This is a genomic window from Chitinophagales bacterium, from assembly GCA_041392475.1.
Lineage (GTDB): Bacteria > Bacteroidota > Bacteroidia > Chitinophagales > UBA2359 > JAUHXA01.
The window spans coordinates 2578675-2592973 of the sequence record JAWKLZ010000001.1; the positions used below are offsets into that span (position 1 = coordinate 2578675).

General features: G+C 40.3%; 9 protein-coding genes and 3 tRNA genes. 3 read left to right on the forward strand and 9 right to left on the reverse strand.

Features of this window, described 5'->3' with window-relative positions:
- Window positions 1-148: 148 nt before the first annotated feature.
- Window positions 149-2089, reverse strand: a complete 1941-nt coding sequence (locus tag R3E32_09580) for an AAA domain-containing protein (protein ID MEZ4884964.1) — start codon at window positions 2087-2089, stop codon at window positions 149-151.
- A gap of 360 nt (window positions 2090-2449) precedes the next feature.
- Here R3E32_09580 and dnaG point away from each other — a divergent pair, with 360 nt between their 5' ends.
- A complete protein-coding gene (gene dnaG, locus R3E32_09585; GenBank protein ID MEZ4884965.1) occupies window positions 2450-4366 on the forward strand; it encodes a DNA primase in 1917 nt (638 codons plus the stop codon).
- A gap of 22 nt (window positions 4367-4388) precedes the next feature.
- Window positions 4389-5780, forward strand: coding sequence for a hypothetical protein (locus R3E32_09590; GenBank protein MEZ4884966.1), 1392 nt, complete (start codon window positions 4389-4391; stop codon window positions 5778-5780).
- A 150-nt stretch (window positions 5781-5930) separates the two neighbouring features.
- Here the strand turns inward: R3E32_09590 and R3E32_09595 are convergent, their stop codons facing one another.
- Complete coding sequence (locus R3E32_09595) at window positions 5931-6308, reverse strand: diacylglycerol kinase family protein (GenBank protein ID MEZ4884967.1); 378 nt, start codon at window positions 6306-6308, stop codon at window positions 5931-5933.
- A gap of 3 nt (window positions 6309-6311) precedes the next feature.
- Entirely contained in the window at window positions 6312-7841 is a 1530-nt protein-coding gene (locus R3E32_09600; protein ID MEZ4884968.1) for an NAD(P)H-hydrate dehydratase, read from the reverse strand.
- A 126-nt stretch (window positions 7842-7967) separates the two neighbouring features.
- Here R3E32_09600 and R3E32_09605 point away from each other — a divergent pair, with 126 nt between their 5' ends.
- Window positions 7968-8636, forward strand: a complete 669-nt coding sequence (locus tag R3E32_09605) for a hypothetical protein (GenBank protein ID MEZ4884969.1) — start codon at window positions 7968-7970, stop codon at window positions 8634-8636.
- Between the two features lie 5 nt (window positions 8637-8641).
- On the opposite strand, the gene R3E32_09610 is transcribed toward R3E32_09605, so the two are convergent.
- The 6 genes from R3E32_09610 to R3E32_09635 form a co-directional block, all read right to left on the reverse strand.
- The gene (locus R3E32_09610) at window positions 8642-10579 is read right to left on the reverse strand and encodes a tetratricopeptide repeat protein (GenBank protein ID MEZ4884970.1); all 1938 of its coding nucleotides are present in this window, start codon (window positions 10577-10579) and stop codon (window positions 8642-8644) included.
- Window positions 10580-10616: 37 nt separating this feature from the next.
- Window positions 10617-11759 (reverse strand): phosphatase domain-containing protein, encoded by a 1143-nt coding sequence (locus tag R3E32_09615; protein ID MEZ4884971.1) that lies wholly within the window; start codon window positions 11757-11759, stop codon window positions 10617-10619.
- Window positions 11760-12019: 260 nt separating this feature from the next.
- Window positions 12020-12092: transfer RNA gene (locus R3E32_09620), tRNA-Gly, on the reverse strand.
- Between the two features lie 22 nt (window positions 12093-12114).
- A tRNA-Leu gene (locus R3E32_09625) sits at window positions 12115-12200 on the reverse strand.
- A gap of 32 nt (window positions 12201-12232) precedes the next feature.
- Window positions 12233-12305, reverse strand: a tRNA-Gly gene (locus R3E32_09630).
- 193 nt (window positions 12306-12498) lie between these two features.
- Entirely contained in the window at window positions 12499-14145 is a 1647-nt protein-coding gene (locus tag R3E32_09635; protein ID MEZ4884972.1) for a hypothetical protein, read from the reverse strand.
- Window positions 14146-14299: the final 154 nt, after the last annotated feature.

The window sequence follows — 14299 nt, forward strand, 5'->3', positions numbered from 1 at the left end:
CCCATAAAGTTGAGGTCATGATTAAAACAGAGAGTGGAGAGTTTGTCCTATAATTAGATTTTGAGAGCACTTAATGATGACCTACACTTTTATAGTCCATTCATTCTTCACTCTTTTTTTTGCAAAATTCAGTATCTTAACGCGTTGTTTACCAAGTAAATTCCCATACCGTTTTATAGCCTCCTATCATATCGGCATACTCCAAAAATCGCTGATAAAATCCATTTTGGCTAATCGTAGCACTATCCCCAACGACTACCAATTTCTTTTTGGCACGGGTCATCGCTACATTCATTCTCCGAATATCCTTCAAAAAACCAATTTCTCCATCTGGATTACTACGCACCAAACTGATCCCGATAACATCTCGTTCTTGTCCCTGAAAACCATCTACCGTTTTGACCGAAATATTTTTTTGGTACTTCTCCAACAAAGGATATTCCTTCAATTGATCCGTCAAAAACCCAACCTGTGCGCTATAAGGTGAAATAATTCCTACGCTTATCTTATCCACTTCTTCAACAGACATAAACGCCTCCATTTGCTCATACAATTGGTGCATGTATTTGAGCAACAATTCCCCTTCCTCTGGATTATACTTACTCAAACTACCTGATTTCACCACTTCCTCATAGCCACTACCCGCCGTATCAATAAAATCAAAAGGCGTTTGCAGCAAAAAAGCCTCCTCTTGAGTTGCCAGGACATGGTGTTGAACCATTGCAGCAGCCTTCAATCGATTTTGGTAAAACACATCACTCGAAAAATCCATAATGCGCTCATTCATTCGGTACTGCGTTTCGAGCATTACCCCAATCTTCAATCGGTTTACACACTTTTCAAACAAAGACACATCAAAACCTCCTTTTTGTGCTTCTAAAGATTTGACCGTAGGCGGCAATTGCAGATGGTCGCCTGCAAAAACTACCCTTTTCGCCCTGCAAATCGGAATCCACGTAGCAGGTTCAAGTGCCTGACCTGCCTCATCAATAAACACCGTTTCGTACAACTGAAACCGTATCATCGCTTGCGATGCGCCCACCAAAGTAGCGGTGATTACCTCCGCTTTTTGCAGCACATTGTTCAAAATGTATTTTTCAATACTTCGAGCCTCTTCAAACATCGCCTTCGATTCCTTCAAAGCCTCCCTTCGAGCTTCCCTATCTTCCGAATTGAAAGTTCGCTTGTATTTCACCGCTTTTTGCTTCAATTTGTGGGCATCTTTTCGTAGGTCTTTCATGCGTTTATAGTCAGGATGTGCCTCCACTTTCGCATCAAAAGTATGCTCCCAAAGACTTTCATCTACCCTTGCAGGATGGCCCATTCGCACCACATGAATACCGTATTCCACCAGTTTTTCGGTCAGCAAATCCACCGCAGTATTGCTCGGTGCAGCCACCAAAATTTGACTTTGTTCGTGCATACTGTGGCGAATCGCCCGAATCAAAGTTGTCGTTTTGCCTGTTCCTGGAGGTCCATGCACAATTGCTACATCCCTTGCAGATGTAATGTGGGCAACAGCTTGATTCTGAGATTCATTGAGTTCGGAAAAATTAATTGGATAGGTCAATTTTTCAAAATAGGGCTTTTGGTAACCCAATATAATTTCTCGCAATTCCGCCAATCGGTCGTCTTTTGCATTGAGCAAACGGTTGAGCGCAAACTCCATTTCCTTGTAGGTCGTTTCATCATAGAGCAAATCCAAACCCAAACTACCCTCGTCCACCCAATCGGGCAAGGAATCGGCTTTGACCACCAACTGCAAATCATTCCTTCTTGCCCGCTTTATCACCCCCTCCAACATTTTCTCCCGCCGCCCTTCTGCATTGTTGATGAAGAGTGCCGCACTTTGCCCCTGACTAAATTTGTGGGCGACCTCCGTATTTTTCGTCCGCTCAATGTCCAAAACCAACTGCTCACCAATCCCAATTTCTTCATGGGTGATGACCACAGGATGCCAAGTAATCCCCTTCGCCCGCCTTTCCTCCAACGATACATTGTCCAATATCTCTTGACTTCTTCTTACTTCCTCTGCTCGCTCCAAACGTATCATTTTGAGGAGATGATTGATTTCGGTTTTGCTGTTCATTTGTGTTTTTGTTCGATTGAGGGGCAAATATAGCTTATCTAATTGAACACTGAGAAACGGAGGCACAGAACTCTTTTTTGATTGTCATACAGAAAAATCTTGTTGGATGAATGTTACAAATTTTGTATTAGGTGATAGTGAACAGAGAGACAGAGATAGGGAAATCTTTAATTATCAAAAGACTGCAAAGTCAAAAAAGTATCCCAAACCCAACCTGCGAAACCCTCAAATCCCAAAAATCTGTGATTCCCACCCTTCCTACTAAAAAATTAGTTTCAAAAGTTGAGAAGACAAAATCACCCAGCATGAGGATAAGTCAAAATTTTCGTAATTTTAATTTATTTTTATTAATTCAAAGCCATGATTCCTCCACAAACAGTTGCTAAAATACTCGATGCTGCTCAGATTGAAGAAGTCGTAGGCGATTTTGTGAGCCTCAAAAAACGGGGGGCAAACTATGTAGCCAACTGCCCTTTTCACAACGAAAAGACCCCTTCTTTTTCGGTATCTCCTGCAAAGGGCATTTACAAATGTTTCGGCTGCGGCAATGCGGGCAACTCCGCCAAATTTGTGATGGAACACGAGAACATTTCCTATCCCGAAGCCCTGCGATTCCTCGCCAAACGCTACAACATTGAAGTAGAAGAAATAGACACACAAGAAGCTAGAGAAGAAAAAGAAGAACGAGATAGTCTGTTTATAGTCAATGAATTTGCCAGTCAATACTACCAAAACAATCTATTTGAATCCGATGAAGGAAAAAGCATTGGCTTGAGCTACTTCAAACAAAGAGGCTTCCGAACCGAAACCATCAAAAAATTCCAATTGGGCTACAGTTTGGAGCAATACGATGCCCTTTTCAAAGAAGCAACTGCAAAGGGCTACAAAGTCGAATACCTCCAAAAACTGGGTTTGGCAAGGAACAAAAACGGACGAGACTACGATTTTTTTCGGGCAAGAGTGCAGTTTCCCATCTTCAATTTGTCGGGCAAGGTCATTGCTTTTGCAGGTCGAACTTTGAAGAGTGACAAAAAAATCCCAAAATACGTCAATTCGCCCGAAACCGAAATTTACCACAAAAGTTTCACACTCTACGGCATGTATTTTGCCAAACGTGCTATACGCCAACGAGATGAATGTTTTTTGGTGGAAGGTTACACCGATGTCATTTCACTCCATCAAGCAGGTATCGAAAATGTGGTCGCATCTTCGGGAACATCGCTGACCGAAGAACAAATTCGCTTGGTCAAACGCTATACGCCCAATGTCACCATGCTTTATGACGGCGATGCAGCAGGATTAAAGGCTGCAATAAGAGGCGTTGACATGGTTTTGGAGCAAGGCTTGAACGTCAAGGTTGTCGTTTTGCCAGATGGTGAAGATCCCGATTCTTTCGTCCAAAAACAGGGCAGAACAGGTTTTGAGGAATACATTGCAGAAAACGCCAAAGATTTTATTTTCTTCAAAACCACCCTTTTACTCGAAGATGCCAAAGGTGATCCTGTCAAAAAAACGGCCCTAATCAGAGACATTATCCAAACACTCGCCAAAATTCCCGACCCAATCAAGCGTTCTTTGTATGTCAAAGAATGTAGCAGTTTGTTGGACATGAGTGAACAAATCATCATCAACGAAACCAATAAACTCAAATGGAGCCAACTCAAAAAACAGCACGAACAAACATCTGATGAACAGAGAATTGAGATAGGTGAGATTCCTCGAACATTGGAGGAAGATACTACTACGAAGGAGGATAAAAGATACCGATTTATCCACCAAGAGCGAGAATTGGTGCGGGTCTTATTAGAGTTCGGTAAAAATGAATTGGAGTTGGAAGTACCTGTGGGAGCGTACATTATCAGCGAAATTGAAGAGCTGCAATTGGATTTTCCCGCTTACCAACAAATCATCAATCTATACAAACTACATTTGGAAGAAGGAAAACTCTTGGATTCCGATTTTTTCATTGCCCATGAAGATGATACCATCAGCAAAACGGCGGTCATGCTCATTCACGCCTATGAGTTGAGCGAAAATTGGGAAAAAAAGCACAATATTTTCATCACTCCTAAAACCCTGCGCTTCAAAAACGATGTGTATAGCTCGCTCAATGCTTTCAAAATGTCACAGGTCAAACGCCTGATGGACGAATGTTTGGAGGGGCTGCAAAACGCCAAAGACCCCGAAGAGATCAAGGAGTGTCAAGAAACGTTTATGACCCTGATGGAATGGCAAAAGGAATTAGCGATAGAACGCAAGTCGGTGATTGTGCGTTAGACTCACAAAAAATCAATGTCAGATGAAAATATTATATTTCTTTTTAACCTCCCTTTTGCTGCAATCTTTCCCTACAATTGCCCAACAATATCCACAAGGTGAGGTCATTCCAAAAGTAGTTTGCAGTGCAGACACTTCCGAAACCTATGCCCTTTACCTCCCGACTGCCTACGACAAAAACCAATCTCCCCCCATTTTATACATCTTTGAACCAATGGGAAGAGCAGTATTAGGGGTGCAAGTTTTCCAAAAAGCAGCCGAAAAATATGGTTACATTCTCGCTTGTCCCTTCAATTCCCGCAACGGTCCTATGGATCCAATCATTGCCGCCTTCAATGCCATTTCAGAAGACATTAACAGCAAATTTACCCTTGATGCCAAGCGGATATACATGGCAGGTTTTTCAGGAGGCGCAAGAGTAGCCACAACTTTTGCGATGGAATCGAGGGCAGTAGCGGGTGTAATAGCCTGCGGAGCAGGATTTCCAGATGGCATTCCTCCCAAAAAACACTACGATTTTTTGTTGATAGGTTTAGTTGGCAATACCGACATGAATTTTTTGGAAATGTACGAATTGAAGGATAAACTGGAGGAATTGAAGTTTCGAGAAGAACTCCTCATCTTTGAAGGCGGACATCAATGGGCAGATACTTCAACTGTGGAAATGGCTTTTCAATGGCTCGAATTGCAGGAAATGAAGGCCAAAAAGGTAGCTCTAAACGAGACCATTATCAAAGATTTCACCCATCAAAACGAACAGAAAATCGCCAATGCTTCCAACGATTTTGAAAGATACCAATACACCAAAATATTGGTCAATACCTTGAAGGATTTGACGGAAACCAATGATTTTGAAGAAGAACTGCAAACTTTGGCGGCAATGAAAGAAATGAAAACCCGACAAGAACAGCGAAAACAGGCATTGAAGGAGGAAACTCCACTGCAAGAAAAGTTTGTGAAAGAATTTTTAGCCATCAACTCTTCTCCCTTCAAAGGCGACTCAACACTCAAAAACGAGGCTTGGTGGAAAAGAGAAATACGGCAATTGAACAAAACATTGGCAGAGTCAGTGAATGTGGAAGAAAAATGGATGGCAGCTCGGGTATTGGATTTTGTGTGGCGCAATGCCTACATTCAACATACGCAATACAATCACGCAACAGCAAGCGCAATTGACCTCAAATTAGCTGGTAAATACTTGGAGATTTGGAGTTATGTACAAGAAAATATCCCCGCTCCCCTATACCTGTTGGCAAAAATCTATGCAAGATTGGACAATGTCAAAAAATCTATCAAAACATTAGAGGAAGCAATCGAAAAAGGTTTCAAAAATTGGGATTATTTGAAGCAAGATGCTGATTTTGATGCGATTCGAGAGGAGAAAAAGTTTAAGGAATTGTTGAAGGGTAAATAAGAACAATAGTTCGGGTAGTTTTATTAAACGCAGAGACAGAGAGGCGCAGAGATTTGATTATCAAATAGTTACACAAATTTGCTTTACTTCCTAATTGCATGACTATCACCTTATTAGAAAAACACTGCGGACTATTGTAAGAATTGGAATCTAAAAAAACGCCCATAGTTTCGGCAAAAACACCATTCCCCCAATCACCACCGCCCCCAAAGTTGCCAAAACCACTGCCCCCGCTGCAATGTCTTTCACCTTGCCTGCCAACTTGTTATACTCGGGACTGACCAAATCTGTCAGCAGTTCAATGCTCGTATTGAACATTTCGGCTACCCAAACCCCCACAATCGCAAAAATAACCAAACACCACTCCACTGCATTGATTTGCAGCAATAAAGCAGCAATAACCACGACAATAGCCGCCAACAAATGAATTTGCATGTTCAACTCATGCCGAAAAACTTGATAAATGCCTTTGAAGGCATACCGAAAACTGTTGTAAAGCCGTTTTGGTGAAAAAATATTTTTATCCATATTTCAAAACCCACTGGTTACTATTTCATTAGAAAAATGAGCAATCAAATCGCTCGCCAAAATATTCCCCTCCACTTTCGCTGCAATATCTCCCGCCTGTCCATGCAAATAAACGCCCAAAATGGCAGCCTCTTTTGAAGTATAACCCTGTGCCACAAACGCTGCAATCATACCTGTCAAAACATCGCCACTGCCCGCCGTTCCCATTGCAGGATTTCCCGTAGAATTGAAGTAAACCGAACCATCGGGGCAGGCAATGGCAGTATGAGCGCCTTTCACAAGCAAGACAATGCCATACATTTGCGCTATTTCTCTTTGTTTTTGCAGTCGCTCAAAATGGTTGGAAGTTTTACCCGCCAAACGTTCAAACTCTTTGGGATGTGGAGTCAAAATACTGCCTTTTGGAACATGTTTCAGCCAATCATTCTGGGCAATGATGTTCAGCGCATCTGCATCTATCACCAAAGGCTGTTTTACAGTTTGAAGCAATTGAAGTAGAGCTTCTTGTGTAGCCGAACTTTGTCCAATCCCAGGCCCTACTGCAATTGCTTGGTATTTCGTTTTTTCACCGACCTTCTGCTTTTCTCCTTCAATAATAGGTAGTTGAGCTATACAATACTCATCGTTGTCGGTCAAACACATTACTTCTGGAACAGAAATTTGAAGAATTGAATAACCACATTTCGGAACATAAGCCGTCACCAAACCTGCCCCAGCCTTCAATGTTGCCTTACTCGTCAAAACAGCAGCCCCTATTTTGCCATAACTACCCGCCACAATCAGCGCATGACCGCTTGTTCCCTTGTGGCTAAATTTGGTTTTGGGCTTCAAAACACTTCGAATATCAGATGATTGAAGGTAGTGATACGGAGTTGGGGTTTGGTCAATAAAATCAGGATGCAAACCAATATCCACAATGTGCCACTGACCTACAAAAGCATGATTTTGAGGCAATAAAAAAGCCAGTTTGGGAAACTGAAAAGAAACCGTATCACTCGCTTCAACAACAATATTCTCACTTTGACGGTCGGCATACAAACCCGAAGGAATATCTACTGCAAAAACAGGACAAATAGATTGATTGATTTTTTGGACGATTTCGGCGGTAAAACCACTAATCGGACGACTCAATCCCGAACCAAAAATGGCATCAACAATGAGGTCGCCTTTATCAAAAGTAGGAAAATTGGAGATATCGTAAAGATTCGTGATAGAAACATCAGGTATTTGCTGCAAGCGTTGTTCATTCACCAAAAAATCTTTCGACCCATTTTCGCTGAATCGAACAATGTAAACCTTCACTTTGAAAAGCAAATGATCCAACATTCGTGCAATGCACAAACCATCTCCGCCATTGTTGCCCATACCACAAAAAATATGAATGGTCTGGTAGTAATCGTAAGAATATTGCTGGACAAACCAAGTCACAAATGCTTCTGAAGCACGCTCCATCAAATCAACCGATGCAATGGGTTCATGCTGAATCGTATGGTCATCAGCTGCCCTAATTTGTTCTATATTGAAGATTTTCATATATATTTACAATATTTGACTTTTGATTATTGGCTCAAAATAAGTCATTTGTCATTCTAATGCAAATGAAAGAACAACCATTTGACCTTTCTGATTGTTAGCCCAATAAAGAAATCATCAACAATCATGGAAGTTACGGAAGCATACAACAAATCCTTCAAATATTGGAAAACTCAGGAAGTAGAAGATGTTTTTGGCATTGCTCCAACAGAAAACAAAACACGTCTAAACAATTGGTTAACTGCAAAATGTGAAGTAACCGAAGAAGAAAAAAAACGCCTATTGGAACTTCAAGAACATCTACTATCGAAGGTAGAATTTTGGAACGAAGCAGCAATCAAGTTTTTCTTCATTGGCCCGATGATTAGTATGCTGCATTACGACAACATCCAATACAATGCCTTTTTGGAACAAAATCTAAGTATCCAAATTAACGACCAAATTACTATCTCTGGAAATGTGGATTTTATGTTGGCAACAGGTAAGCAAATTCCCAAAATACCCTTTTTCGCACTCCACGAATACAAACCCGAACCTGCTGCAAGCAACGACCCGCAAGGACAGCTACTTGTTGCGATGTTGGCTGCTCAGCGACAGAACAAAGCCAAAAACGTCCATCTTCCACTGTATGGAGTATATGTGATAGGCAGACTTTGGTTTTTCCTCATTTTGGAGGGCGATTCCTACTGCAAAAGCCTTGCCTATGATGCAACACAGTCCGATTTATTCGATATTTATTGCATATTGAAGAAGGTGAAAGACTATGTAGAGGAAGAGCTAAAAATCGTTGCTTAACCTCCCTATTGCAGCCCCTCCAAATACTGCTGTGAAACTTGAAAACCCAAAGCCTTTGCTTTCTGTGCATCCTTCAATGCTTGCGCTTTATTATCCATTTGTAGATAGGTTTCAGAACGTGCCAAATAGGCTTGCCCATTTTGAGGCTCGATTTGCAGTGCTTTGTTGAAGTTGTTGATAGCTTTTTGGTTCTGCTTCAAATTTTTGTAGGAAATACCTTGGTACAGATAACCTTTCACATCATTCGGACGCAATCGTATATACCTATCAAAATCGGGTATAGATTGCTTAAAATTTTTGATTATGCTGTACAATACGCCTCTATTGATTAGCGATTCTGCATTATTAGGATTGATAGCCAGTGCTTTGTTGATGGCTTCAATGGCTTCGCTGTGTTTTTGTTGTTTGAAGTAAACACCGCCAATGTTCACATAAGGGCGTTCATCTTTGGCATTGATGGAAATCGCTAATTGTGCATCTTTCAATGACTTGTCAAATTCTCCCATTTTGTGATAAAGCGAACTTCTACCCACCAAAGCATCGAAGTATTTAGGTTTCAATTGAAGGGTGCGGTTGTAGTCTTTAAGGGCGGCATCCAACTGCTCTTCTTTGTTGTAATAAGCAGCTCTATTGTTGAGTGCCACAACAGAATTGGGGTATTTTTTAAGTACATCGGTCCAAATGGTTTCATCATTTTCCCAAACCTTTGTGCGTTGAAAAGTGAGGAAAGACAAAGCAATCACATAAGCGGCTGCAATGACGGTAACGATGGTTTTTGTTTGTTGCTGCCGCATGAGTTTGTCAAATCCATAGCCCAAAACGATGAAAATTCCAATATAGGGTAGGTAGGTATATCGGTCTGCCATCACTGCCGCACCGACTGAAATAAACTGCATCACCAACACAATATTGACGAAAAAAAAGGCCACTCCCAAGCCAATAATTTTTGTATATCTCCAAGAATACCAAACAGCTGCAATGATGGCTATTGCTGCAATAGGCATAATTTGGTAAACCACGGGCAGAGCGACATTTAAGTTTGGATAGTCATAAAATGCGGACAATTGGAAAGGAAAAATGGCTTTGACCACATACATCACAAATCCATAACAAACGAATACAAATTTTTGGAAGAAAGTAAAAGTATCTAATTCAGAGATAGCTCCTTCTGATTGTGTTTTGAGGGTGACAATCCCGATAATGAGAGAAACGATGAAAAAAGGAATTTTGGGAACGATGATTTTTTGCCAATCCCAACGTTTTCGCTTGCTACTGCTTTGTTCATATCGCCAATAATCCAACAATATCAATACCAAAGGAAATACAACGGCTGCGGGTTTGGACAATACCGAAAGCAGAAACCATACGAAGGTAAAAGCATACAAACGAGGTTCTTTTTTTAGCCGAAAATGGAGGTAGGAAATCAGTCCTAACAAAAAGAAAAAGGCATACAAAACATCTTTTCGCTCGGCAATCCATGCTACTGATTCAAGGTGCATGGGGTGAATCCCAAACAAAATAGCCGATGTAAAAGCAACCCATTTTTTGCCTTTGCTCAGCAACCACACAAAGTAAAAAACAAGGACAACATTGAGCAAGTGCAGCAAAAGGTTCATTAAATGATAACCAAATGGTTCTACACCTGAAAACTGATAATTAATCGCCAAAGAAAGCATCGTAATAGGGTGGTAATTACCTGCCACAGGTTGCGAAAAAATGGCCTTCAAATTTTCAACACTCCACTCAAAAATCATCGGATTTTCGGTAATGTAGATGTTGTCGTCCCAACTGGTAATTCCATTGCTAAGGCTTGGCAAAAAGGCAATAAAAGTCAGCACAATGGACAAAATCAACCATTGACTAATTTGAAGGTTTTGCCACCAAGACCTCGAATTCTTGCGGGATTGCAGAGTACGAACAGTGCTTTTTTTTCGTGTTGCCATGCCGTAAAAATAGGTAAACTTCACCTATGTTTAAAAATTAATCTTCGTCAAACCAATCGTCCATCAAACTACGGGGTTCGTCCATGCTGTGCTTCACCTTCAATAGCCATTCAGGAGTGATAAAACGGTGTTTGGCTGCATGTTTGGCTGCTTCAAAACTATTGTCAAACAAGAAAATAGGTACACCTGTTTCCTGTTCGGCAAGTGCCATAATGCGTTCATTGCGTTTGCGGTCTTCTACTTGACGGATATAGATGGCTACTATTCGATTTGGAAAAGCCTGAACTACTTGAAGGTAAATATCGAGGTCTTTTTCGCCACTATCACCAATCAGAATAAATTGAAGAGAAGGATAACTCAATAAAATACGCAATACTTCATTGTGTTTGTGGGTTTTGTATTTTATCGCATCCTCATTTTTGTGTATGCCAAAATCACGCAAGAAAATAGGCCCTTTGGGAATATCATTGTGGTCTAAAAATTCTTCCAACAAGTCGTATAAATTCCACGGACTATTTGACACATAAAAGAAAGGATTGTTTTGTTCGCCATCGTTTCCTTTACGCAATGCCCAATAAAATGCAGCTACCCCCCTGAAAGCCAATCGAGAATACGCATTTTTGAAAAAAGTATGGTACAACATTCGGGTCTTGGATACCACATCTGTTTTGATGACCGTATCGTCCATGTCGCTAATAATTCCTATTTGTGTATCAGGAGTTGGGGTCAAAATTTCGCCAGTAGTCACAATCGTGCCGTCAAAAGGAACAGGGGCATCCAACAATTCAATTTTGAGTGTCTGCCACAATGTTTTATGAAAAGAAGGCGTAGGAAGTTCTATGTTAAGGATATAATACCCTTCTGCATCTGTCATCAAATCAAAAGTATGTTCATCAAAACTTAATCGAACATGGGCATTGGGTATTTCATCGCTTTCAAAGCGTTTGTAAACATTTACAAAATTTTCCCATTTTCCATCCTTCAATGTAGGCGTGATTTCGGGATTTTCCAGCACTCTCCCCCTGCAATACAAGCGTTTACAATTGCAGTAACCTCGATAAGGAATCACTTGCAGCTCTCCGATACTTCTGTTTCGATTGCCAATGTTCAATTTCAATTGGTCGAATCGCACTTCAATCAACTCGATTTTTTTCCAAAATTGGTCTTTCCAAGTAGTCATAAGGGAGAAATGAAAATTAATGTGCAAATAAAAATGAGAAATACGCTTTACAGTCAGTTATTTATGAAATAACCTGTAAAAGCTTATTTTTCGCATACATCTGTGGCAAACAAAAAAGTTGCTATATGCTGAATGACAGAACGCCTAAAATGTTCAAAATAAGCAAAAGGGAGGTATAAAAAGAAAAACCCTCAAGGCTTTTGTGGAAAAAACATCCTTGAGGGTTGAGAAATAAAATAGAGAGTAATCATCAAAATCTGAGCGAAAGACGAGATTCGAACTCGCGACCCCAACCTTGGCAAGGTTGTGCTCTACCAGCTGAGCTACTTTCGCATTAAAAGACTTGCTATTATTGTGCCCCAGGCGGGAATCGAACCCGCACGGGCCGTAAAGCCCACAGGATTTTAAGTCCTGCGTGTCTACCAGTTCCACCACCAGGGCAAACAAAGCGTCTTTGATATTATAAAGAACTGAGCGAAAGACGAGATTCGAACTCGCGACCCCAACCTTGGCAAGGTTGTGCTCTACCAGCTGAGCTACTTTCGCATTTTTTTTAAGAACAAATTTACCACAGAGTATATCTGTGTGTATTTTTGTAATTGGGCTGCAAATATAAAACAATTCACAAAACAGAGGAAAGAATTATTCGATATTTTTTTTAATAAAATAAGCAACCAACCTAAAATCCTACTATTGAACACAATACGCTACCATTTAGTTCCATCTTTTTCTAAAATTTTCAAACAAGGGTTATTTGTGGTACTCCATCCAATAGATACCCATCATTGAAGTATTTTTGAAGGAAGTCCATTGAGTTCTCCCACAAAAATTTACGAATAAAGTAGGCGGGGGTTTTATCGAAGACAAGCTCTTTGTATCGCTGAACTTGAGGGTTATCTGAATCGGGTATTGCCAAACGTTCTTCCCAATGTGTCACAAAATCCGTTTCCATGTTTTTGAACCCTTCTGCACTCGTGTATAAATCAACTGGATTAATTAACCCTTCGTAATCACTCCCCAAACAAATATGATTCCATGCTTTTTCGCTTCCATAAACAGCTACAATATGTAACAGCTGATTGAAGATAACCGAAATACATACACTTTTTGCTTTTTCTTGACTCTCTTTTTTCCACAATGCATACATATCCATATCCGTTGCAAGCGCATCCTCAGGCAATTTTTTACCCAGAATTCTCCGCTCGTCAATCATCACACCAATCAATCCATCGCTGTTGATAATCGTACGAATTTCGTCATCAAATAAATTGATGTTGCCCAGGTTGAAAGTGGATTTTTTCTGAGCCTTCTTTTTTGCAGGATAAGTATAGGCTTCAAGAATGGTTTTTCTACCATTGACCGCTGAATGACTGCAAATAATGGGAATGGGTTGGTCTTTGTAAGTGGTTTGCAGTAGTTTGTAGTAATCTATTCTTGCTTGTGCGCTCATGTGTTTGACATCAATCAAAATGCTGCGGTATTTTTTACCTTCTTTTTGATAACGCATTAGCAACAGCTTCAATGCCTGCTTGCCAAAATCCGTGATGCCTAAATCAAAATATTTTTTGCCGTGAATTTTTCCTTTTTGGTGAAGTAGCCAATTGGCTATAGTAATTGGAAATTCAAATGTTTGAGCGTGTCCTGATAAATGATTGTAGAAATGATGGGAAAACGTGATAAAAAAGGGTGGGTGTTCCCATTCTGTTTTTACCTTCAATATGTTGGCCAACAACCGCTCTTGGAATTTTTTGAAGTGTGGTGAATCTTTCTTTTTCTCCTCTTTTACCATGTTGACCACTTTTCCTTTCTTCAAAATATCACTGGCAAAAGCGTGTGCTCCTTCAATGGAGGGAATGATGGGGAAAACTTTTTTATCTGTACGGTTGAGGGCAATTTCTATCTCGTTGAAGCTACTAACCAATTGATATTCATATCCACATTTAGAAAGCGTGTTTTTACCTTGGTGCCTTTTTAGGTATTCGTATTCCTGCTGCAATTGTGTAAAATAGGAGCGTGTGAAAGCCTGCAATTCATTGATGCGTTCTACATCAAAGCCTGTAATGAAGGCAATTAATTTGTCTAAATTCAGCAAATCTGTGTCAAAAGGCCCAGAATCATCTTGATGGCTGCCACGTTTTACAAATCCTCTTTCGAGCGGATATAGTGCCAAGGTAATACATCGAAGTTTACCTTCAATGGCTGCGTCTAAATTGATTTGGGATTCAAACACCGAACCTACATCAAATTTTTCGAGAATCCATACCTTCTGATCTTCAGTAGGTTGACGTTTTTTCCAGATATTGGGATCGGGGATTATGCCATCTTCATTTTTGGCATTGAAGGGTTTGAAGCTGGGATGACAGTGTAGGTCAAAGATTGCAGACATACGTTTTGGATTTTTTCAGTGTGTATCAAAAATAAATCTAAAGTAAATACTTTTTTCTAAAAAAGCGAATTGAAACAGCTTTTTTATAACATCTTATATCCGAACTTTCTTTCTGCAAAATGTGTTTGCCTACAATTCTATCTTTCGAGATTTT